Raw genomic sequence first — 22223 nt, forward strand, 5'->3', positions numbered from 1 at the left:
GAAATTCATGCGCTCAGCAGGCTTCGCTGCGCCGGTTTTGAACACCATCCCTAGGTGATACTCCCATGATTGATACTCTTTGGAATTGGCCCCGTGGATACAGGCTTTATTGATCTAGACATCCTGCTCACACGAATTCGGCATCCTCAGTCGAGAACGTACTTTCTTGACGCCGTGAAGGCGTATAAGGCGGGCGCGCTACGTGGTGCACTCACATCTGCATGGGTCTCGCTTGTGTACGACTTGATCTCGAAGTACCGTGAGTTAAGTGCCATGGGCGATGCCGCTGCGACTGCATTTCTTCAGTCTTGGGACAACGCGACTGCCTCAGGCGACGTCCCAAAGTTGCTTCACCTTGAGGCGAACCTCTTGGAGGACGCAACTGCCAACACCCAGGTCGTCAACCGTATAGCCCGATCGCACTTGCACCGTCTGCGCGAAGATAGACACCTATGTGCTCATCCGGCGTTCTCCGCCGAAGCCGAGCTGTTTGAGCCATCGTCTGAACTGGTGCGCCTTCACCTCGTCAATGCGGTTGATCTGGTGCTCTCCCAGGAGCCACTGCAAGGCAAAGCCATCTTCGATCTCTATGACGTTGATGTGCAGTCGCCTGGCTTTCCTGGGAACCACGATCGCATCCTAGACTATGTCGAGCAACGGTACCTCGCGCGCGTACGCGCTCAAAACGTTCGCAATTTTGGAACTGTGCTCGCGAAATCTCTTCTCAAGGGAGTTCCTGTCCAATGGAATTCGCTCAACAACAAAATCGCCTCTTCGCTCGTCGCGATACGGGATCGTGCTGGTCATTCCTGGGCAGATGTTTCACTCGCTATCGTGTGGCTTTTGGACAGTCAGGACCCTACAAACAGACCCCGCACAATTGCCTTCGTCGCTGCCTTTCCGGATTTTTGGCCTCGGCTTCAGCAATCGACGCAGACAGCCCTGCAAGAGACTGTCCACAATGCAAGCGCTGATGCTGGATTTGACTATCGTATCTTGGCCGGAGTGACACTTCCGCAGTTCCGTGTTGCGCTATTAAGCTTGATCGCAGGTCTCAGTCGCAAACAGTTGGCTGAGGCAATAGCCTTTCAATCACTTACCGATCTGTGGTCGAAGGCGATCGAGGAATACCAAGAATCTGGTGGATGGCGTACTTCAGAAATGAACTTCAGTGACCTCATCAACCCTTTTGCTGGCCGATTAAGCAGCAAACAGCTTGACCAAGTGTGCGATGCTGTCATTTCGAACGATCAGAACTGGGACGCAGCAGAAACAGACACGCTTCTGCTCGCCTTGCTTCGCAATGCTAAACCAACAGACCGGCCAACAATTGACGCGCGAGGTCGCTTTTATCAACACGTTCATCGTGTTCGTCGAACTGAGAAGTACGCCGAAGTATTGACCTTTTTGCAATCTGATGGGTGGATTTTGCCGTCTCCAGAGCGGGTAATTGAGGAGTGAGGGCTCCCGATCCTGGCAGGCCCACATTGTTGTCGGGCGACAGTACACTCGCCACGGGCGGCAGACGTTGCGGCAAGCTTAAAAATATGTCGGGGAATTGGAGGGCACTTTGAAGATCGTCATTCTTTCAGCGCTTGTGTTCGCATGCCAACTCGCAACGGCCGAGACGGTTCAAGTGAAGTACCACGGTGCAGTTTCATTGGACTCGTTCGCGTGCACGGCGGTCAACGAGAGCAGCGACGTTTCGCGGATCTGCTACGACAAGGCAGAGCGGTACATGGTCATTCAGCTGAAGGCCACGAACTACCACTACTGCGAGATCGACGCCGCAACTGTGCAAGGTCTTCTCCAGGCCAGTTCAAAGCGCCAGTACTTTCAGACGCGCATTCGCGGAAGCGGATCTGACGGCCCCTTCGACTGCCGTACGCACCCCATCCCCAAGAAGTATCGGCAATGAGCTGAAGAGACAGCAATCGGCCACGACCGGACATTCGCTCACTTCGTTCAATCGATTTTTTATGCCTAACCTTCAGTTAGACGTGACCTGCAGCTATTCCGTAGGCGACAAGAAGCGGTTGAGCTGAACGCGAGACGTCCACAACAGCTATCGCTTCCTCAATGTCCCATTAGAGGCGTTACACGCTGGGTGCGGAACTCAGCAGGCCAATGGTTCGGAGCAATGCCTCGGGACTGGCGATGCCTTTGCCGGCAATGTCCATCGCGCTTCCGTGGCCCACACTGGAAAGCACCACGTCTCCTCCCACGCTGAGCGCGCTTGCGGCGTTGGGTGCAAGCAGCTTGATTGGAATATGCCCCTGATCATGGAACATGGCTACATAGAGGTCGTGCTGCCTATTGGCCAGTATGGTGTCTGCGCCCGTCGGCTCGCTTACGTCGTGGCCTTCCGCACGCAACTGCGCCACCGCAGGCTGCACCATCAGCGAGTCATCCAAGCCAAACAATTGGCCCTCTGATGCGTGTGGATTGATGCCGAACATGCCTATGCGAGGTGTCGCCAGGCCTAATTGCCGACAGGCAAGGATGCCTGCGTGTGTGGCATGCACAATCAAGTCGGTGCTGAGGCGATCAAGAGCAGTTCGAACACTCTCGTGCAGAGTGACATGCACGATACGCAAGCCTCCGCCCACCAGCATCAAGAAAACAGATTCAGCAGGCTGACCGCACACTCGCGCGACCAGAGAAGGGTATCCGCTGAATGTGATGCCTGCCTTCGCGATCGCTGTCTCATGGTGCGGGCAGGCAATGACAGCGTCGCAAGCGCCCGCCTGTGCCGCCTGAATGGCCGCGGTGGCACTTGCCACTGCTGAAGCGCCAGCCGCTGCGTCAATCCGACCCGGAATGGCTGCAGCCGGATCAAGGGCGCCTGCCTCGTGGCAGCGAACACCCTCTAGCACCCAGCTCAGGTTCAGCTGCTCGGCGCAGCGGCGCAGCACCGAATCCGGGCCGAACAGCACAAAGCGGTCATGCTCGGACGGGGGCATTGCAGCTATCGCCTTGAGCGCGATCTCAGGTCCGATGCCATTCGGGTCGCCAATCGAAATGGCAAGCCGCGCACTGCTGGTCATGCGGTCTTGGGCCTGTGTTTAGCAATGAGCGCCTTTGCACCCGCCAGGAGCTTCTCGCCGTCCTGTCCCCGCCTGTTCATCTCCTGGACCCATTCGCTGGCGATGGCGCCAGTGAGTTGTACAAACTCGTTAGTTTGAGCCTCGTTGAAAACGTGCACCTTGTTGCCGCGATCGGTCGCCATCTTGCGGCTGATGGGATCGTGGTCCTGTTGCACCTTCCCGAACCAGGCCGAGGTCTCCACGCCCGAGTTGTCATCGATCACCTTCTTGACGTCCCCTGTCAGCGAAGCGTATTTCCTTTTGTTCATCACCATCACGAACGCGGTGTTGTAGAGTGCTGGCTTTCCTGGAGCGAATTCGCTGTGGTGTTGCACAAGCTCATGCACCTTCACCGAAGGAATCACCTCCCAGGGCAACGCTGCACCGTCGATGACTCCTTTGGACAACGCGTCGGGAATCTGTGGCAATGGCATGCCCACGGCAGAAGCCCCGGCGGCGGCGAGCAGTTTGGTGGCCTGGCGGGTCGGACCGCGCATCTTCAGACCCCGCAGGTCAGCAGCGCTGTTGATGGCCTTGCTCTTTGAGTGCAGCACGCCTGGCCCGTGGGTGTGAAAGGCAAGCGGCTGAACGTCCTTGAATTCATCGGCTGCGAGGGTTTCGAGGTACTCCCATGCCGCACGGGAAGCTCCGATGGCGTCCATGGTCATGAACGGAAGTTCGAACACTTCGGTCCGCGGGAATCGCCCGGGTGTGAGGCCGGCCAGAGTCCATACGATGTCGACAACACCATCTCGCGCCTGGTCGAAGAGCTGACCCGGTGAACCCCCCAGCTGCATGGCGGGATAGCCTTCGAAGCGGATACGTCCGCCCGAGTCGTTCTCCACTTTCGACATCCATGCCTTGTGTGCGTTGAGATAAACATTTGAAGTCGGGGCCATGAAGGTGTGGAACTTCAGAGTTATGACTTGCTGAGCGAAGACGCCCAGGGTGGGCGCTCCAAGGGAAACGGCTGCCGCCGCCGATTTGATGAGGGTTCTGCGTTGCATCATGGTGTTGTCTCCTGGATTGATGGGAAAGGCGTTCCGGCCCCCTGGTCGGTGCTGGCTTCTTGTAATGAGGGTGATCAAGCAGGGCTGGCCTGCGAAACGAACTTTGTGACGAGGTAGCTGTCGAAGGTTTCACTGCCGCCCTCGCTGCCCATTCCGCTGTCCTTCACGCCACCGAATGGTGTTTCTGCCAACGTGATGCCGAAGTGGTTCACGTTCACCATGCCCACCTCCAGGCCGTTGACCATGCGTTCGGACGTTTTGATGGAGCCGGTGAACACGAAAGCGGTAAGGCCGAATGGCAGGGCGTTAGCGCGCTGCAACACTTCTTCTGCATCCTTGAAGCGTGTGATCGGCGCGACCGGGCCGAAGGGTTCTTCGACCATCAGGCGGGCGTCGTCAGGGATGTCGGTGAGGACGGTGGGCGGGTAGAAGTAGCCCGGGCCGGCGAGCCGTGTGCCGCCGATAGCCAGCTTCGCACCGCGCTCCAGCGCATCGGCCACGAAACTCTCCATGGCATCGACCCGGCGCAGATGCGCCAGTGGGCCCATCTGCGTGTGCTCGTCCATTCCGTCACCAACCTTTAAGCCACCGTAGGCTTTCGTGAAGGTGTCGAGGAAGCGGTCGTACACCTTCTCCTGCACGAAGAAGCGGCTGGGCGCAATGCACAGCTGCCCCGCGTTGCGCGCCTTGAAACGTGCCAGCAGAGTCGCTGCGTCGTCAACGTCGGCGTCGTCGAAAACCACCACGGGCGAGTGCCCGCCAAGCTCCATGCTGATGCGCTTCATGTGCAGACCGGCGAGCGACGCCAGCTGCTTGCCCACCGGCACTGAGCCGGTGAACGACACCTTGCGCGAGATGGGCGAGCGGATCAGGTGGTCCGACACCTCTGACGGCACGCCCCATACGACATTGAGCACGCCCGCCGGCAGGCCTGCTTCGTGGAACATGCGTGCGAGTGCAATCACTGCGCCCGGCGAATCCTCCGGCCCCTTCAGCACCAGCGTGCAGCCCGCGCCGATCGCCGCCACCATCTTTCGAATGGCCTGGTTGAACGGAAAATTCCAGGGCGTGAAGGCCACACATACTCCGACAGGCTCACGAAGAACCAGCTGACGTACATGCGGCAAACGCGCTGGAATGACGCGCCCATAGATTCGGCGGCATTCCTCGGCGTGCCACTCCGCGTGTTCGGCACAGGTGGTCACTTCCAGCAGAGCCTCTCCTAGCGGCTTGCCCTGATCGAGCGTGATCTGGCGCGCAATCTGCGGTGCGCGTTCGCGCGTGAGTTCGGCCACACGGCGCAGTACCTTTGAGCGCTGGAGCGGTGAACTCTTGCGCCAGGTTTCGAAGGCGCGTTGCGCCGCATGCAGCGCACGGTCGAGGTCGTCGCCGCGTGCATGCGGTAGCGAGCCGATTACCTCGCCGTTGGCCGGGTTGATGATGTTCTGGTGCGGGCGGTCGCCACCTTCAATGAATTCGCCATCGATGTAAAGGAACGGCTTGCCGTAGGTAGAGTCGGTCATGGCGGATCAGCCGATCAGATGAACACTGAGCCACCATCGACGGCAATGGTCTGGCCGGTGATGAACCCCGCGCCGTCGCTCGCGAGGAATAACAGCGCGCCGACCAGATCCTCGGGCACCTGGTCGCGCTGCAGCGAGCGGCTGGTTTTTCGCACCACGTCGCCCATCTTGCTGTGCATGTCGTTTTCGAGCACGCCGTCACTCAGCGTGAAGCCTGGTGCGATGGCGTTGACGGTGATGTTGTCCTTGCCGAGTTCGCGTGCCAGTGAGCGGGTGAATGCGATCACCGCACCCTTGCTGGCCACGTAGTGCAACATGTTGGGCGTGCCCTTGATCGGCGTGGTGGACGCGATGTTCACGATGCGGCCAAAGCCGTTCTTGCGCATCGCGGGCACGACCGCTTTTGCGCACACAAAGGGCCCGAGGGTGTTGACTTCCATCACACGCATCCACTCGGCGTCGCTGATCTGTTCGAATGGTTTGAGCGTGAGCGTGGTGAACAGGCCGGCGTTGTTCACCAGCACGTCGAGCCGGTCGAACGCTTTCACGGCCTGTTCGACCATCCCTGCCACGTCGGCAGGATTGACCACATCGGTCTGCGTGCCTATGGCCTTCAAGCCCTGGGCCTTGAGGCGCTCGGCCGCTTCTGCGGCACCGCGAAGGTCGGCGATGACGACTTGGTGGCCGGCGCGCGAGAGCGCTTCAGAGAAGGCGAAACCAATGCCGCTGGCGCCGCCAGTGACCGCTATGACCCGGGATGCTGCTGTCATGTGTTGTCTCTTTCTGTGGGAAGGGGTAGGTGTTGAATAGGGCTATGGCCTTAGGCCGGTGCGAGCGTGGGCGCGGGCGCGAGGGCTTTGCGTGCGCGCATGTGCGCGGCGGGGTCGTTTAGGGATTCGACGGCGCTCAGCTGGTCGCCGCGGTAGCGCAGCACCGAGAAGCGGCCACTGGCCGGGTCTCCCTCGATGTCGCTGCGGTCACCCGGCTCGGCCAGGCCCGCCATCTGCAGCCGGCAAAGACCTTGCTCGCTCCAGAACCAGGGCACTTTGGCGTATGGCGCTGCTTGGCCGCACAGGCGCGCGGAGATGCAGCGCGCTTGGTCGACTGCGTTCTGCACCGACTCGATGCGCACACGGGCACCACCGCTGAAAACAAATGGAAAACTCGCGCAATCGCCGAGTGCGGAAATGGCCGGATCGCTGGTGAGCAGCAGCTCGTCTACCTCAATGCCGTTGCCGACCGCCAGGCCGGCACCGCGCGCCAGCTGGTCGTTTGGGCTCACGCCGACCGCGACCACCACCAGGTCGGCCGCGATGTGGCTGCCATCCCGCAGGCGCAGGCCGGTGGCGTGGCCGTGTGCGCCTTCAATGGCAGCGAGCTGCGCCGATAGATGAAACCGCGTGCCCTGCGCTTCGTGGAACGCCTGCAGGTGCAGCGCCATCGGCACCGAGAGAGCGCGCGCCAGGGGCCGCGCGGCGGTCTCGGCGACGTGCATTGGCAGGCCCATGCCGCGCGCCACGGCCGCGAGTTCCAGACCGATGAAGCCGGCGCCGACCACGGCCACCGCTTGCGCCTGGGCCAGCCGCGCGCGGATGCGCTGTGCATCCACGAGTCCGCGCAGCACGAAGACGCCTTGCAGGTCGGCGCCTGGCACGGCCAGCGTGCGTGCGGCCGCGCCGGTGGCGAGCACCAGGTGGTCGTAGGACAGCGCCTCGCCGTTGGAGAGCCGCACCAGGCGCGCCACACGGTCGATACCTTGCACCCGCGTACCGCCGAGCACGCGTGCGCCGATGCGCTCGTAGAACGCGGGCGGGCGCAGCAGCAGGCCGGTCTCGTCCACCTTGGCCTGCAGGAAACCTTTGGACAGTGGCGGGCGCTGGTAAGGCAGGCCTGGCTCGTCGCCCACCAGGGTGATGGGCGCCGCAAAGCCCGACTCGCGCAGCGACGCCGCAAGCTGAAAACCGCCCTGCCCGGTGCCGACGATGACGACGCCGTGGACCATCAGACCTGGCGCTCCGGGATGTGCACGATCAGCTCGTCAACGCCGGCGGCGAGCACGAGCTGGCAACCGAGACGGCTGTGTTCCTGGCGTTCGCTCGCTGCGCTGGCGAGCATTTCGTTCTCGACTTCGCTGGTGGACGGCAGGAGGCCGACCGAGGCCGGGTCCACGTACACATGGCAGGTGGCGCACATGGCCGAACCACCGCATTCGGCGACGATGCCGGCGATGCCGTGGGTGACGGCCGTCGCCATGACCGTGGCACCGGCGCTGGCGGGGACGGATTCGCGCGAGCCGTCGGGTTGCACGTAAACAATCTGGGGCATCGTGGGCCTCTTTCGTGGTTTCTGTGGAATAGTTAGTCAACGGCCGCCAGCAGCGGCTCGACCGTAACCGGCATGTGCTTCAGCCCGCGCACGGTGTTGTTGAAATGCTGGACTGGCTCGCCGTCAAGACGGAACGAAGCCACTCGGCGCGCCAGCGCGGTGAGCACGATCTCGCCCTCGAGGCGCGCCATCATCTGGCCCGCGCAGCCGTGGATGCCGGTGCCGAAGGCCATGTGGCCGGTGGCGCGGCGTGTGATGTCGAAGCGGTCGGCGTTGGGCCAGCGGCGCGGGTCGCGGTTGGCCGAGGCAATGAATACGACGATCTTCTGGCCGGCTTTCACGATGATGCCGCCGAGTTCCACGTCCTGCGTGCTGGTGCGGTAGAACGAATGGAAGGTGCTGTCGAAGCGCAGCACCTCCTCGAGCGCTTGGCGGGCCAGCGAAGGGTCTTCGCGCAGCAGCGCCCATTGTTCGGGGTGGCGCGCGAAGCAGGTGATGGCGTTGCACAGCGTGAACACGGTGGTGTCCAGCCCGGCGGAGAGCAGGGTGCGCACCAGCATGCCAGCTTCGTCGTGGCCGATCTCGCCCGCGTCGGCGGCGGCGAAGAGCTGTGCACCCAGGCCATCCTTGGTGAGCGCGTCGCGCTGGCACACCTGGGCGATCCAGTTCACCGCCTCGCCAGAGCTGTCCATGCGAGCCTGGAAGCGCTCGTTGATCGGGCCGAAACCGTTGAACACCATGTCGCCATACGGAAGCAGGTGCTCGCGCCCCTCGGCGGGCAGGCCCACGGCGTCACCGAAGGCCTTGATGGGGAAGGCTTCGCAGAGGTCTTTGGCGGCGTCGAACGAACCGCGCTCCACCAGACTGTCGACCATGCGCGCCGCCACGTCTTCGAAGGTGGCGCGCAAGCGGCCGATGGACGCTGGCGACAGCACGCGCGCTACCACCTTGCGCGTGCGGCTGTGGTGGGGTGGGTCGGCTTCCAGAATGATGCTGGGTTTGCGCCACGGCGTTTCAGTGTGGAAGTTGGCCAGGCCCACGCCAGCGCTGGAGCAAAACACATCTGGCTGCGACAGGATGCGCTGCACCTCGGCGTGGCGCGCGACCGCAAGCACACCGTAACGCTCCAGCCAGGCCCAGGTGCCAAGCTCGCGCAATTGTTCGTAGTGCGGGTAGGGGTTGGCCAGTACCTCGGTGATGTAGGGATCGAAGTCGCTGGTGGGAACGTCGGTGTAGGGGTTGGGGTGGGTCATCTGTGAGCTCCTCTTCGGGTGCGCTTCAATCGGCCAGCGCGGGTGTGCGGGGTTGGGCAATCACGAACGAGTCGCAGAAGAACGCGTCGTGCGGTAGACCCCGTGTGGCAATGAATTCGCTTCGCGCCGCGCTCACCATGGCGGGCGCACCGCATGCATACACCTGGTGGCCGGCGAGGCTGTCGTGGTCTTGCAGCACGGCTTGGTGCACGAAGCCGGTGCGGCCGGTCCAGCCGGTATCGGGTTCGGAAAGCACGGGCACGAAGCGCAGGCCGGCCTGTCGGGCCCAACCGCGCGCTAGGTCGAGCAGGTACAGGTCTTTCTCGGTGCGCGCGCCCCAGTACAACGCGATCTCGCGCCGCTGGCCCTGGCGCAGGCCGTCTTCCACCATGGACTTGATCGGTGCAAAACCGGTGCCACTGGCCAGCATGACGATGGGAGCGTCGCTGTTCTCGCGCAGGTGGAAGTCGCCGTGCGGCAACTCCACCGGAAGTGTGTCGCCGACGCTGAGGTCCTGCGCGAGCCTTTGTGAAAACGCACCTCCCCCGAGCAGGCGGATGTGCAGTTCGGCGCCGTCGTTCTGGTGTGGTGGATTGGCCATGGAGAAACTGCGGCGCTGGCCATCTGGCAGCAGGACCTGCAGGTATTGACCTGCCTTGAATTTAACTTTCTCGCCTGCGGGAAAACGCAGCTTGAGACGTGCCACGTCGCCGGCCAGAAAGTCAATGCGCATGACCCTGGCGTCGAGCTGGCGGCGCGCGTTCGGATCGGTCTTCTCGATCTGGCGCGGTTCGATCGCGATATCGGTGAGTGGCCTGGCCTGACAGAACAGCACCTGCCCTTGCAAGATCTCGTCGGCGGTGAGAGTGTGGTCGCCGGCCGCGCCGGGGCTCACCCGACCCGAGACCACGCGGCCCTTGCAGCTTGCGCACACGCCCGAGTTGCACGAGAACGGCATCTCGTAGCCCGCGTGTCGTACCGCGTCGAGCACGGTCTGGCCCTCGGTGCAGGGCACAGCGTTGCCAAGTCCGGCGATATGGATGAGGTATGTGGTGCTCACGGCGTGCTCACAGTGGAATAGCCAGCAGCGTGTCGGTGTTGTGGCTGTCGCAGACCACGACGCGACTGGCCAGTCGCAGCGTGTCGGTGCCGTCGATCACCAGTTCATCGAGGTAGCGACCGGTGGCGAAGATCATTGTCTCGCCGCCGCGCATGACGCGCACCACCAGGAAGGGTGTTTCGCTATGCTGGCCGCGCTGCGTTTCGCCGAGCAGCACAGGCAGGCCCACCAGGTGCCGGTAGCGCTGCTTCTCGTACACGTTTGCCGTGCGCAGCGAGAGCACGCGGTCGTTGAGCATCGCGCGCGAGTCGGCGTAGATGAGGCTGGCTTCCATGCCCTGCGCGTGGTTATCTGCGGTGGTCACGCGGTACACGCACTGCTCGGTGAAGAGCTGGGTCCAGGCCTCGAGCTCGTCGTTGTCGATGCAGCGCGCGCAATAAGCATTGAGCGCCAACGCGCTCGCGGTGTCGATCACCGCGCTCATGCACCCGCTCCCATGTGCAGGCGGTAGGCTTTCCAGAAGCCGCGCACGGACGCTTCCGTGGTGCGGCTGCCTTGCGAGCGCACGCTGTCGCCACCCATCTCGACGATCGCTGCATGGCCACCGGCGCTGGCGATGCCGCGCTGCACGAAGCCACCTACCGCACCGTCTTCCATCGAGACGAAACCGGCCGGACCGATCAGGTTGGATTGCTTGTGGCGCTTGGTGCGCAGCTCGGGCGTATCGTCCTTGAAACCGAGGTAGACCCAGTTCAGCGCCGTGGACTCGACGCCTTCGGGCAGTACCTGGCGCACCGCCAAGGTGTTCTGGATCTGCGCCAGCACGAAACCCGGGAACACCGAGAGTATCTGCAGCGTCACGCCGTCGCCGAATTCGTCCAGGCCTTTCAGCAATGTGGAGTCCTCAAGCTTGAAGTCGTCCTTCTCCGAGCGCAGTTCCTCGGCCTGGTAGTCCTCGCTCATTTCGGCCGCCGGATCGATAGCCGAGAAGCTGATGTGGTTGCCGCCGTCTTCGCTGACCACCACGCCGCCCTTCTGCGAAAGGCGGTTGAGGCGGAAGGTGGTGAAGAACACGTGCAGCAGGCTGGCGTGGTAGGTGTCGCGCACGTTCTCCACGTAGAGCTTCCAGTTGTTGGGCAGCGTCTGCTTGAAGCGGCCCAGGATCTGCACCGGTTTATGCAGCACTCGCGAGATGCCGCGCGCGATTTCGGGTCCGAGGTAGTCCTCGAGGTCGGGCACATCGTCGCTCAGGCTGCCGAAAACCAGGCCGCAGAACACGCTGGTGCGCAGCTTGCGCGGGCCGTGGCTCTTCATGCAGAAGGCCGGGTCCATGCCGCCTTCGCCGTTCACGCCGTTCTGGAACGCGATTCCCTTGAGGTTGCCCTGGCGGTCGTAACGCCACGCGTGGTACACGCACTGGAAGTCGCGCGCGGTGCCCCCGTCGTCGAGCACGATCAGCGCGCCGCGGTGCGAACAGCGATTCTCGAACGCGTAAACCTCACCGTCGCTGTCGCGAGCCACCACCACCGGCATGCGGCCGAGGAAGGTGGTGCGGTAGTCGCCGGGTTCAGGCAGTTCGGCTTCAAGGCAGAGGTAGTTCCAAGTCGCGCCTTCGAATACGCGCTGCTGCTCGGCTTCGAGCACTGCCGGCTCCTGGTATAGATGGTATGGGATGCGGGTGAATTTCCCAGTTGGCCAAAAATTCAGCAGGGTAGTGGTGGCGGAGGCTGTTGCGGAGGCGCTCATATCTGGGTACCTGATGGGTCTTTGAGAATTCGCATATCGAACTTTTGACCGTTTAGTGAACCACTACTGTATTTTTCGGATTGATGAGGGTCAACAAAATCGGGCAAAATGTTCGAATATCGAACTTATTCAACTTTGAATGAGGCCACAAATGGATGACGATGTGCGTGCCGTGGTGGACAAGGAATACGTAATGGGGCTGGAGAAAGGCCTGCTGCTTATCGAGGCGTTCGGCGTCAGCAATTCGCCGCTGACCTTGACCGAAGCGGCAGACATCACAGGACACAGCAAAGCCTCGACCCGCCGCGCCCTGCTCACCCTCGTCAAGCTGGGGTATGCACGCGCTTCGGGCCGACATTTTTCGCTTGAGCCTCGTACGTTGCGGCTGGTACACGCGTACGTGAATTCCACGCCGCTGACAAAGGTCGCGCAGCCGATCCTGGAAATCACCAGTGAGCGCACGCGCGAGTCCGCATCTCTCGCGGTGCTTGACTCGCACTTTGTCGTTTTCGTGGCGCGCTCAACTCAGCGACGCAGCTTGTCCTTCGGACTCGGCATCGGGGCGCGATTGCCCGCGTACTGTTCGGCCACCGGTCGCGTACTTCTCGCGGGGATGCCGGATGAGGAGGTCGAATTCCGCCTGCAGCGTATGAGCCGACAAGCAATTACGCCAAAAACCAAGACCGACGTGTCTGCACTGATGAACGAGGTGCAGGCGGCGCGAGAGTGCGGCTACTCGATAAGCGACGAAGAACTGGAGATCGGACTGCGCTCAATTGCCGTACCGGTGCGCAATCGTAAGGGCGAGCTATTGGGAGCAATGAGCCTGTCGGTAGCTACTTCACGCATGTCTCGCGACGATGTCGTGAACAAATTGATGCCAGAGCTTGAAGTGGCACGCAGGACGTTTGCACTGCAGCTGTAGCAACAGGCAGCTACCTGCGGCCTGCCACGCTAGATGACTGCAGCTCCACGATACCGGTTATCGATGCTGATGCGATACGCAGTAAGTGGATAACAGCGTCGTGCCAGGCACCGTGAACTTGCCTCCCGGCCGCGACCGACGGCAGTCGCTGCACAACAGTTTTTGACACCGAGTTGGCAGCCGGCCGCAGTGGGCCCAAAGCAGCCGGCCAGCGGCCTGCCCAAGCCGACCTTCAGTACACCCCGTCCACCGCGTGCTCCTCCCACGTGATGCGCCGCACCTGCGCCGCCAGTTCGCCCGGCAAGTCGGCCGGCAGCGCGTCGTCGAACCAGACCGCCACCATCGACGAGCAGTCTGCATCCGGCTTGAGCGGCACGTAGCTGTGCAGCTGCATGAAGTAGGTGAACGCTGGCAGGGGCCCTGGCGGCGGCTCGTGCAGCAACAGACCTGTTTGCCCATAGCCACTGCTCACCTCGTCGGGGATGCGCTGCAGCACCTCGGCCCGAATGGTCTCGGCGCTGCCTTCCAAAATCCAGAGGGTGCTGGTGCGGATGTCCAGCCGCTCGAGGAAAACCTCGCGCCCACAGCCGGTGGTGAACTGCGCTTCAGCCATGGCGGGGCGCGCTCAGCATTATTTCCATGGCCGCGCGTAGCGCCACTTGTTCGAGCGCTTCCTCGGCCGACCAGCCCTCGGGCATGGCGCCGACCTCCACGCCGGCCAGGGCAGCCTCCAGAACGTCCTCAACCTGTTCACGCAGGCCAGTGATCACGCCCAAGTCCACCGGCAGACCAGCGGCCACGCGGTGGCTCACCAGGACGTCCAGAGCCATCAGTGTGGGGCGTTGGGTGTGGTGGTTCATGAGCTGAGCGCCACCAGCCAGTCGTGCGGGTGCACGGGCATCTTGGCCAGCGCCTTGGCCTCAGCGTCGGTCAGCCCGTCGCAGGGCAGCAGGTGGCGCTCGCGCGCCCAGGCGGCCGTTATGCGGTACCAGGCCTGGCGGCCACCACCCATCGAGATGCGAGGGAACGGCGCACCCCCAACGCGGCGGATCAGGTAGGGGTGGACATCGGTGTGACCGGGTAGCACGTAGGTGGGGTTCACGCCAGCGATGACGACCTTCAAGCCGTCGTTGAGGGGGAAAGGGCTGATGGCAATGCACACATCGCCGAGCTTGAACTTCATGAAGAACTCCTGGTTTAGCTGTCTGGCAAAACGCCGGGCCAGCAAGCAGACAACTCACCCAGTCCTTGTGGTGGACCAGCCCATCGGGCATCAGAAACAACAATGCCCGTCACGAGGACGGGCTGCCGGGTTCCGCTTTGTTGCCCCGGGGGGCCTCATCGTGTGGACCACCTTGCCCGGATCGGCAGGTTGGTGGAGCCCGGCGGCTCGCTCTTGATGCATAACGACATTTTAGCGGCTCGCTAAGCAGACGGTTTATGCTGTGCGCCATCTAGACACTTTGTTGCCGTGACATCTGGCGGTGCTTTCAAAAGAGTAGCTGCATGCAAATGAATTTTCTCTGGTCGCGCATACCGAAGACGGGAGCAGTTGCAACGTGATGACAGCGTGCGTTGACTGCGGAGTTGATATTGAACAGCCCGGGGTATTTCAATGTCTCCCATGCCTGGTCCGAAGAGCAAAAGGTTTGATGGGCGGTGCTGCCGCAAGCCCAGCCCCGAGAGCAATCAACTCCAAAGTGGTTGCCCCCAAGGTGCAGCCACCCAACAAGGTCGTTCTGAAGGCATCGTCAAAAAAGGCGAAAAAGAAAGCCGCCGCTGCTCGAACCTACGTGGTACCGAGGAAAGAAGTAAATAGAGGGACGGCTAGACCAATAAGTGTTGTCGAATGCATATTCTGTGGGGAGCACTACAACAGCTTGCACATGCAGCAACACTTGATGGCGGCTCATCGTGAAGCGGTGCGTCAACTGGAGGAGTCCAAGAAACCGCCGAAGAGCGTCTGGGTCAGCATCGTTAGTGGCGGTCTACCTGGGCTTGGCAAACGTAGATAGGTGTGGGACACCGGCAAGACAAAGCCCTTGGTGTTTCAAGTCTGTCGGGCGAGCCAACATGCTGGCGCTCGCAGGCAACGCAAAGATGGCGCAGTCGCTACGACGCCCCTTACGCCTTTGTGAGTTCACTCGGCTTGCTTGGGAGCGGTAATCCGAGGCCATCGGTTGTAGCCGACAACAGGATCGTTGGACTTCAGCGCCAGGATCAGCTCGATCTCTTTCCGGTTCAGCTCCTCGCGTGTCGCAGTGGACGACTCCCAGAGGATTTCCTTCCTGATGGAGAAGTCCCGCGACTGTTCGCGAGTGAAGTCTTGTGCGATCAGTTTGCTGTCGGCGCTGCCGAAGTAGTTCGCACTGTCAGTGCGATCCTGACCAACGTAGATTTTTCCGTTCGGGTAAGTGATTTTGTAGACGACGTACGCCTGGCCGTCGCTTCTAGCTTCCGCCGCCATCAAGCCTCTTCAAAATAGTCGGAGTCGATCCGCTTTACCGTGTAGATCGCGGCAGCAGAAACGCCGACGTCGAAATCGATCATCAGACTGGCCAACTTCTGGCCGTCGATGAGCACGACTTTGGTGTCGATCTGACCGGCGTATGCGGTTGCCTCGGCCGTGTAGCTTGAGGTGGTGATGAACACCCCCTTGCGAGCGCGCTGGCCCTGCAGCGCACCAACGAACTTCTGGATCTCGGGGCGCCCGACGGAACCCTGCCACCGCTTGGCCTGGATGAAGATCGTGTCGAGCCCCAGGCGGTCTTCCTTGATGATCCCGTCGATGCCGCCGTCGCCGCTTTGGCCGATGCGTTCGCCCGCGTCCTTGCGGCTGCCGCCGTAGCCCATCTTGACCAGAGCTCCACCACCAGGTACTCGAAGAAGGTCGGCGAGCAAGTGAGGATCTTGGCCAACAGTTCTTGCGCAAGCTGCTGGCGCAGACCCTGGTAGGCGCTCTCGATGGCCTCTTCCGGGGTGGCTTCCGTTTCGGTCACGCTCGTGGCCGGTGATGTAGTGGTGCTGTCTTCCTGCGGTTGCGAGGCACGCTGAAATTCTTGGAATTCAGGGAAGCGAGCCAAGTACTTGGGGTCGATCAAGGTCACACCCTCAGCCAGTACATCCAGGCCACGGGGGGTGATCTTGAACACGCCGCGCCGAGGGGACTCGATGAACGCAGCCTTCTTGAGGTAGGTACGGGCCCACGTGGCCCGGTTCACAAAGAGCCCCGCCTGGCCGCTGGGCAGCATCTCGGCGCGCTCCGCCGGTGTCAACGCGAAGTGGCCTGCGAGTACCTCGTTGAGCTCACGCACGGGCCATTCTTTCCCGTCCTTGAGCAGGGCCAGGAAGGGAAGCATGCAGTCGATGTAGGTGGGGACAGCCATGCAACGAATAATAGGGGGATGCGATTCCGTCGCAGCCGCGCAACGTGCGCGGTGGCCGCATATGCACGCAGATTGGGCCCAGAAACTGGACGGAGTCCCAAGCGGAGTGCAGAAAACTCGCGACAAGAAAAAAGGACCTACGATTTCTCGTAAGTCCTTGTTTCTACAGCTTATTTGCTGGTGGGCGGTGCAGGGTTCGAACCTGCGACCCCTGCCGTGTGAAGGCAGTGCTCTACCACTGAGCTAACCGCCCGAAAAATCGGATCCTGTCGTCTGATCGATCTGTCGGAAGCCTCAGATTATAGCCAGGTTTTCCGCTGCTTCAGGACAGCTGCAACGAACGCCAGACGGTTTTTCCCTTGCTGGCCTTGTCGAGGTCGCTCAGCACGCCCTCGTGGGCCTGCGCTTCCTGTTCGTTGGCGACCAGCACCGGCAGCGTGAAGCGGCTCAGGTCCACTGTCTCGACCAGCCCGTTCTCATCCGGCGCGTCGCCCAGGTCCATGAGCAGGGCGTCCTGGCCACGCGTCATGTTGATGTAGACGTCGGCCAGCAGCTCGGCGTCCAGCAGGGCGCCATGCAGTGTGCGGCCCGAGTTGTCCACGCCGAGCCGGTCGCACAGGGCGTCGAGGCCGTTGCGCTTGCCCGGGAACATCTCCTTGGCCATCACCAGGCTGTCGGTGACCTGCCCGATCACGGTCTTGATGGAGGGCCGACCCAGCCGCTCGAGTTCCTTGTTCAGAAAACTGATGTCGAACGGCGCGTTGTGGATGATCAGTTCAGCGTCCCGCAGGTACTCCAGCAATTCATCGGCAATGGCTGCGAACCTGGGCTTGTCGCGCAAGAACTCGTTGCTGATGCCGTGCACCTTGAGCGCGTCCTCGTGGCTGTCGCGCTCGGGGTTCACATAGAAGTGCAGGTTGTTGCCGGTGAGCTTGCGGTTGAGCAACTCGACACAGCCGATCTCGATGATCCGGTCACCGTTGTCGGCAGACAGGCCGGTGGTTTCGGTGTCCAGCACGATCTGGCGCATCAGTGAAGCTCCTTGGCGTGATTGATCGAGTACTTGGGAATTTCCACCGTGACGTCGGCTTGCGCCAGCAAGGCCTGGCACGACAGGCGCGAGTTCGGCTCCAGGCCCCAGGCGCGGTCCAGCAGGTCTTCTTCCGTCTCGTCGGGTTCGTTCAGGCTGTTGAAACCCTCGCGAACGATCACATGACAGGTCGTGCAGGCCGCACTCATGTCGCAGGCGTGTTCGATGTTGATCTTGTTGTCGAGCAGGGCTTCGCAGATCGAGGTGCCCGCAGGGGCGGTGATGCTCGCGCCCTGGGGGCAGTATTCGGGGTGGGGCAGGATTTTGATCGTGGGCATGGGGGGGGTTCTCAGACTTCTTCGAGTTTCTTGCCGGACAAGGCCTGGCGAATGCCACGGTTCATGCGGAGTGCGGCGAAAGGCTCCGTGGCCTTGGCCAGTTCGCTGGTGGCGGCTTCGATCGCCTGCGCGTCCTCGCCACCCACGCTCGCTGCCAGGGTGGCCATGAGGCCGTCGATCGCCTCGCGCTCCGGTGCATCGAGCAGGTCGGCATCGGCGGCCAGCGCGGTGCGGGTGGCGGCAATCATGCGGTCTGCGTCCACGCGGGCTTCGACCAGCGCGCGGGCACGGATGTCCTGCTCCGCCGTGGCGAAACTGTCTTGCAGCATGGCGGCGATCTGTTCGTCGGACAGGCCATAGGCCGGCTTGACATCCACGCGCGCCTCGACGCCGCTGCCCTGCTCCTTGGCACTGACCGACAGCAAGCCGTCGGCATCCACGGTGAAGGTCACGCGAATGCGCGCCGCACCGGCCACCATGGGAGGAATGCCGCGCAGCTCGAACCGCGCGAGGCTGCGGCAATCGGCAACCAGATCGCGCTCGCCCTGCACCACGTGCAGCGCCAGCGCGGTCTGACCGTCCTGGTAGGTGGTGAAGTCCTGAGCCAGCGCCGTGGGGATGGCGCTGTTGCGCGGCACGATGCGTTCGACCAGACCCCCCATGGTTTCCAGGCCCAGCGAGAGCGGGATCACATCGAGCAGCAGCAGGTCGCCGTCGCGGCTGTTGCCCGCCAGCGCGTTGGCCTGGATGGCCGCGCCCAGCGCCACCACCTCGTCGGGATTCAGGTTGGTCAGAGGCTCCTGGCCGAAGAACTCGCCCACCGTGCGGCGCACCACCGGCATGCGGGTCGAACCCCCGACCATGACCACACCCTTCACCTCGTCCTTGCCGATGCCGGCATCACGCAGCACCTTGCGCACAGCCGTCATGGTGCGGCTGGTGAGCGCGGCGGTGCAGGCCTCGAAGTCGGCGGGGGTCACAGCCTGCTCGATGGCCCGACCGGCCACGCTGGCGCGGAAGGTTTCACTGGCCGTTGACGACAGGGCCTCTTTCACACGGCGCGCTTCGGCGTGCACGGCGGCCCGCTCCGAAGCGTCGAGCACCGCGCTCACGCCCTGTTGCGCCAGCACCCAGGCCGCCAGCAACTGATCGTAGTCGTCACCACCCAGGGCCGAATCGCCGCCGGTGGCCATCACTTCGAAGACGCCTTTGGTAAGGCGCAAGATGGAAATGTCGAAGGTGCCACCCCCCAGGTCGTAGATGGCATAGACGCCTTCGGAACCGTTGTCCAGGCCATAGGCAATGGCTGCGGCCGTGGGTTCGTTGATCAGGCGCAGCACGTTGATGCCGGCCAGTTGCGCCGCATCCTTGGTGGCCTGGCGCTGCGCATCATCGAAGTAGGCAGGCACCGTGATCACGGCACCGTAGAGCTCGTCGTCAAAGCTGTCCTCGGCGCGAAACCGCAGCGTGGCGAGAATTTCCGCACTCACCTCCATCGGTGTCTTGCGCCCAGCCACCGTCTCGACCACCGCCATGCCGTCCTGCTCAACCACGCGGTAGGAAAGTTTGTCCACATCGACCAACTGCGCCCGGCTGCGTCCCATGAGGCGCTTGACCGAACTCACCGTGTTGGCAGGGTCCTGCACCTGCGCGGCCAGCGCCTCATAACCGATCTGCCGGCCAGCGCCGCCCTGCGCCGGGTCGAGGTAGCGCACCACGCTGGGCAGGATCACACGGCCATCAACGGCCGGCAGGCATTCAGAGACACCGTGCCGCACAGCGGCCACCAGCGAATGCGTGGTGCCCAGGTCGATGCCCACCGCCACGCGGCGCTGATGGGGGTCAAGGGATTGGCCGGGTTCGGAAATCTGCAGAAGCGCCATGGGTCACGATCGGTTCAAAGGAAACAGCAGTCTATTGTCCCAGCAGATCGATACGGCTTTCCACATCGCGCGCAAAGCGCTCAACGAACATAAGGGCTCTGACCTGGCGGGCCAGTTCGGGCCAGTCGTGTTTCTCGTCGGCGGTGGTCTGCAGGCCTTCCAGCATGGCTCGTCGTGCGGCGGCCACGTCGTCGGCCATGCGTTCGAGTTCTTCCAGCCCCCCGGCTTCGTCAAGCTCCTCTCGCCACTGCATCTGCTGCATGAGGAAAGCGGCGGGCATGGCCGTGTTGTTCTCGGCCTGAATCGGCGCGCCGTGCAACTCGCACAAGTAGGCAGCACGTTTGAGCGGATCCTTCAGGCGCTGGTGGGCCTCGTTGATTCGCACCGACCATTGCATGGCCTGGCGCTGCGCCTGCGCATCTGCGGTGGCAAACCGGTCGGGGTGGGCTTCGCGTTGCAGGTCTTTCCAGCGCGCGTCAAGCGCGGCCCGGTCGAGCTCGAAGCGGGGCTCGATGCCGAAGATGGCGAAATCGTTCGATTGCAGGTTCAGGTTCATCAAGCAAAAGCCGCCGGCACTTCGCAGTGCGGGCGGCTTCAAAAAGGGACCGTCAGGGCATCAGACCCGGAAGCTTTCGCCGCAACCACAGCGGTCGCGTTCATTCGGGTTGTTGAAACGAAAGCCTTCGTTGAGGCCTTCGCGAACGAAGTCGAGCTGCGTGCCGTCGATGTAGGCCAGGCTCTTGGGGTCAACCAGTACCTTCACGCCGTTGTCTTCGAACACGACGTCCTCCGGCGCAATCTCGTCGGCATATTCGAGCTTGTAGGCCATGCCCGAGCAACCCGTGGTCTTCACGCCCAGACGCACGCCCACGCCCCTGCCCCGTTTGGCAATGTAGCGGGTGACGTGGCGCGCAGCGGCCTCAGAAATCGAAATGGACATGGGTTGGCCGCTCAGTGGCTGTGCTTCTTGCGGTAGTCGTCGACCGCCGCCTTGATCGCGTCTTCGGCGAGGATGGAGCAGTGGATCTTCACCGGTGGCAGCGCCAGCTCTTCAGCGATCTGGCTGTTCTTCAACGCGGCGGCTTCGTCGAGCGTCTTGCCCTTGACCCATTCGGTCACCAGAGACGATGACGCAATGGCCGAGCCGCAGCCGTAGGTCTTGAAGCGCGCGTCCTCGATCACGCCCGTGGACGGGTTGACCTTGATCTGCAGCTTCATCACGTCGCCGCAGGCGGGAGCACCCACCATGCCGGTGCCGACGCTGTCGTCGCCCTTTTCGAACGAGCCCACATTGCGCGGGTTTTCATAGTGGTCAACCACTTTTTCCGAATAAGCCATGTTCTTTCTCCTTCAGTGTGCCGCCCACTGGATGGTGGACAGGTCGATACCGTCTTTGAACATCTCCCAGAGCGGGGAGAGTTCGCGCAACTTCGCCACGTTTTCCTTGATCGTGGCCACCGCATAGTCAATCTCGGCCTCGGTGGTCCAGCGGCCGATCGTCATGCGCAGGCTGCTGTGAGCCAACTCGTCGCTGCGACCCAGGGCGCGCAACACATAGCTGGGCTCCAGGCTGGCCGACGTGCAGGCGGAACCCGACGACACCGCCAGGCCTTTGATGCCCATGATCAGCGACTCGCCTTCGACGTAGTTGAAGCTCATGTTGAGGTTGTGCGGCACACGCTTTGTCTCGTGGCCGTTGATGAAAACCTCTTCCACGTCTTTCAGGCCGGCGAGCATGCGCTCGTGCAGCGCCTGAATCCGCAGGTTCTCTTCATGCATCTCTTCCTTGGCAATGCGGTAAGCCTCGCCCATGCCGACGCACTGGTGCGTGGGCAGGGTGCCCGAGCGCATGCCGCGCTCGTGTCCACCGCCATGCATCTGTGCCTCGATGCGGATGCGTGGCTTGCGCCGCACATACAGGGCACCGATGCCTTTGGGACCATAGGTCTTGTGCGACGTCAGGCTCATCAGGTCAACCGGCAGCGTCTGCAGGTCGATGTCAACCCGGCCGGTGGCCTGCGCCGCGTCCACGTGGAAGATCACGCCCTTCTCGCGGCAGATCGCGCCGATGGCGCCGATGTCCTGGATCACGCCGATCTCGTTGTTCACGAACATGACAGAAGCAATGATGGTGTCGGGACGGATCGCCGCCCGGAACACATCGAGGTCGAGCAGGCCGTCGGCCTGGACATCGAGGTAGGTCACCTCGAAGCCCTGGCGCTCGAGTTCGCGGCAGGTGTCGAGCACAGCCTTGTGCTCGGTCTTCACCGTGATCAGGTGCTTGCCCTTGGTCTTGTAGAAATGCGCCGCGCCCTTGAGCGCAAGGTTGTTGGATTCGGTCGCGCCGCTGGTCCACACGATCTCCCGCGGGTCGGCATTGATCAGTGCGGCCACTTGTTCGCGTGCGGCCTCCACGGCCTTTTCTGCTTCCCAACCCCAGGCGTGGCTGCGCGACGCGGGGTTGCCGAAGTGCTCACGCAACCACGGGATCATGGCGTCCACCACCCGCGGATCGCAGGGGTTGGTCGCGCTGTAGTCCATGTAGATGGGGAAATGCGGAGTGCTCATGGCTGGCGTTCTCGAGGCTGGCTGAATGAATCAAAAAATGGACGATGCCGGTGCTGGCTGACACAAGGCCTGCGCTTGCCCGAGGCAAGG

General features: G+C 62.5%; 25 protein-coding genes, 1 tRNA gene, 1 pseudogene and 1 riboswitch. Of the genes and pseudogenes, 3 read left to right on the forward strand and 24 right to left on the reverse strand.

Annotated features, from left to right (window positions below; all coding sequences use genetic code 11):
- Positions 1–93: 93 nt before the first annotated feature.
- A complete protein-coding gene (locus QUV35_RS01260; RefSeq protein ID WP_300870319.1) occupies positions 94–1461 on the forward strand; it encodes a hypothetical protein in 1368 nt (455 codons plus the stop codon).
- 109 nt (positions 1462–1570) lie between these two features.
- Positions 1571–1918: a KTSC domain-containing protein gene (locus QUV35_RS01265; RefSeq protein WP_300870320.1), complete on the forward strand. Its 348-nt coding sequence runs from the start codon at positions 1571–1573 to the stop codon at positions 1916–1918.
- A gap of 178 nt (positions 1919–2096) precedes the next feature.
- Here QUV35_RS01265 and QUV35_RS01270 read toward each other — a convergent pair whose 3' ends face one another.
- From QUV35_RS01270 to QUV35_RS01315, 10 genes are all read right to left on the reverse strand, one after another.
- A complete protein-coding gene (locus QUV35_RS01270; RefSeq protein WP_300870321.1) occupies positions 2097–3047 on the reverse strand; it encodes a 4-hydroxythreonine-4-phosphate dehydrogenase PdxA in 951 nt (316 codons plus the stop codon).
- On the reverse strand, positions 3044–4096 hold the full coding sequence (locus QUV35_RS01275) for a TRAP transporter substrate-binding protein (RefSeq protein WP_300870322.1): 1053 nt from the start codon (positions 4094–4096) through the stop codon (positions 3044–3046). The genes QUV35_RS01270 and QUV35_RS01275 overlap by 4 nt, the downstream gene beginning before the upstream one ends.
- 74 nt (positions 4097–4170) lie before the next feature.
- Positions 4171–5619 (reverse strand): NAD-dependent succinate-semialdehyde dehydrogenase, encoded by a 1449-nt coding sequence (locus tag QUV35_RS01280; protein ID WP_300870324.1) that lies wholly within the window; start codon positions 5617–5619, stop codon positions 4171–4173.
- Between the two features lie 14 nt (positions 5620–5633).
- A complete protein-coding gene (locus QUV35_RS01285; protein ID WP_300870325.1) occupies positions 5634–6389 on the reverse strand; it encodes a glucose 1-dehydrogenase in 756 nt (251 codons plus the stop codon).
- 50 nt (positions 6390–6439) lie between these two features.
- Positions 6440–7621, reverse strand: a complete 1182-nt coding sequence (locus tag QUV35_RS01290) for an FAD-dependent oxidoreductase (protein WP_300870327.1) — start codon at positions 7619–7621, stop codon at positions 6440–6442.
- Entirely contained in the window at positions 7621–7944 is a 324-nt protein-coding gene (locus QUV35_RS01295; RefSeq protein ID WP_300870329.1) for a 2Fe-2S iron-sulfur cluster-binding protein, read from the reverse strand. Before QUV35_RS01295 ends, QUV35_RS01290 begins: the two co-directional genes overlap by 1 nt.
- A 32-nt stretch (positions 7945–7976) precedes the next feature.
- Entirely contained in the window at positions 7977–9197 is a 1221-nt protein-coding gene (locus QUV35_RS01300) for a cytochrome P450 (RefSeq protein ID WP_300870330.1), read from the reverse strand.
- A 25-nt stretch (positions 9198–9222) separates the two neighbouring features.
- Positions 9223–10257: a 2Fe-2S iron-sulfur cluster-binding protein gene (locus QUV35_RS01305; protein WP_300870331.1), complete on the reverse strand. Its 1035-nt coding sequence runs from the start codon at positions 10255–10257 to the stop codon at positions 9223–9225.
- Between the two features lie 7 nt (positions 10258–10264).
- Positions 10265–10741 (reverse strand): aromatic-ring-hydroxylating dioxygenase subunit beta, encoded by a 477-nt coding sequence (locus tag QUV35_RS01310; protein ID WP_300870332.1) that lies wholly within the window; start codon positions 10739–10741, stop codon positions 10265–10267.
- Positions 10738–12003 carry a Rieske 2Fe-2S domain-containing protein gene (locus tag QUV35_RS01315; protein WP_300870333.1) on the reverse strand — a complete coding sequence of 422 codons (1266 nt, stop codon included), beginning with the start codon at positions 12001–12003 and terminating at the stop codon, positions 10738–10740. The genes QUV35_RS01310 and QUV35_RS01315 overlap by 4 nt, the downstream gene beginning before the upstream one ends.
- A 151-nt stretch (positions 12004–12154) precedes the next feature.
- Between QUV35_RS01315 and QUV35_RS01320 the strand changes: the two genes are divergently transcribed.
- A complete protein-coding gene (locus tag QUV35_RS01320; protein WP_300870334.1) occupies positions 12155–12928 on the forward strand; it encodes an IclR family transcriptional regulator C-terminal domain-containing protein in 774 nt (257 codons plus the stop codon).
- 232 nt (positions 12929–13160) lie between these two features.
- Here QUV35_RS01320 and QUV35_RS01325 read toward each other — a convergent pair whose 3' ends face one another.
- The 14 genes and pseudogenes from QUV35_RS01325 to QUV35_RS01390 form a co-directional block, all read right to left on the reverse strand.
- Positions 13161–13541, reverse strand: a complete 381-nt coding sequence (locus QUV35_RS01325) for a hypothetical protein (protein WP_300870335.1) — start codon at positions 13539–13541, stop codon at positions 13161–13163.
- Complete coding sequence (locus QUV35_RS01330) at positions 13534–13788, reverse strand: hypothetical protein (RefSeq protein WP_300870336.1); 255 nt, start codon at positions 13786–13788, stop codon at positions 13534–13536. Before QUV35_RS01330 ends, QUV35_RS01325 begins: the two co-directional genes overlap by 8 nt.
- Complete coding sequence (locus QUV35_RS01335) at positions 13785–14111, reverse strand: hypothetical protein (protein WP_300870337.1); 327 nt, start codon at positions 14109–14111, stop codon at positions 13785–13787. Before QUV35_RS01335 ends, QUV35_RS01330 begins: the two co-directional genes overlap by 4 nt.
- 126 nt (positions 14112–14237) lie before the next feature.
- Positions 14238–14336, reverse strand: a riboswitch (SAM-I-IV-variant riboswitch).
- Positions 14337–15068: 732 nt separating this feature from the next.
- A complete protein-coding gene (locus QUV35_RS01340) occupies positions 15069–15395 on the reverse strand; it encodes a GIY-YIG nuclease family protein (protein ID WP_300870338.1) in 327 nt (108 codons plus the stop codon).
- Positions 15395–15829, reverse strand: a complete 435-nt coding sequence (locus QUV35_RS01345) for a restriction endonuclease (protein WP_300870339.1) — start codon at positions 15827–15829, stop codon at positions 15395–15397. The genes QUV35_RS01340 and QUV35_RS01345 overlap by 1 nt, the downstream gene beginning before the upstream one ends.
- 272 nt (positions 15830–16101) lie before the next feature.
- Positions 16102–16314: pseudogene (locus QUV35_RS01350) on the reverse strand (winged helix-turn-helix domain-containing protein); the annotation flags it as partial.
- Between the two features lie 178 nt (positions 16315–16492).
- Positions 16493–16567 (reverse strand) — tRNA-Val (locus QUV35_RS01355).
- A 69-nt stretch (positions 16568–16636) separates the two neighbouring features.
- Complete coding sequence (dnaQ, locus tag QUV35_RS01360) at positions 16637–17344, reverse strand: DNA polymerase III subunit epsilon (protein WP_300870340.1); 708 nt, start codon at positions 17342–17344, stop codon at positions 16637–16639.
- Positions 17344–17682, reverse strand: a complete 339-nt coding sequence (gene fdx / locus QUV35_RS01365; RefSeq protein ID WP_300870341.1) for an ISC system 2Fe-2S type ferredoxin — start codon at positions 17680–17682, stop codon at positions 17344–17346. Before fdx ends, dnaQ begins: the two co-directional genes overlap by 1 nt.
- Before the next feature lie 11 nt (positions 17683–17693).
- Positions 17694–19565: a Fe-S protein assembly chaperone HscA gene (hscA, locus tag QUV35_RS01370; RefSeq protein ID WP_300870342.1), complete on the reverse strand. Its 1872-nt coding sequence runs from the start codon at positions 19563–19565 to the stop codon at positions 17694–17696.
- Between the two features lie 31 nt (positions 19566–19596).
- A complete protein-coding gene (gene hscB, locus QUV35_RS01375; protein WP_300870517.1) occupies positions 19597–20115 on the reverse strand; it encodes a Fe-S protein assembly co-chaperone HscB in 519 nt (172 codons plus the stop codon).
- 66 nt (positions 20116–20181) lie between these two features.
- Complete coding sequence (iscA, locus tag QUV35_RS01380) at positions 20182–20505, reverse strand: iron-sulfur cluster assembly protein IscA (protein WP_300870344.1); 324 nt, start codon at positions 20503–20505, stop codon at positions 20182–20184.
- Between the two features lie 11 nt (positions 20506–20516).
- Positions 20517–20903: a Fe-S cluster assembly scaffold IscU gene (iscU, locus tag QUV35_RS01385; protein WP_300870345.1), complete on the reverse strand. Its 387-nt coding sequence runs from the start codon at positions 20901–20903 to the stop codon at positions 20517–20519.
- A gap of 12 nt (positions 20904–20915) precedes the next feature.
- Entirely contained in the window at positions 20916–22133 is a 1218-nt protein-coding gene (locus QUV35_RS01390; RefSeq protein WP_300870347.1) for an IscS subfamily cysteine desulfurase, read from the reverse strand.
- Positions 22134–22223 lie beyond the last annotated feature (90 nt).

The organism is Hydrogenophaga sp., from assembly GCF_030373225.1.
GTDB lineage: Bacteria > Pseudomonadota > Gammaproteobacteria > Burkholderiales > Burkholderiaceae_C > Hydrogenophaga.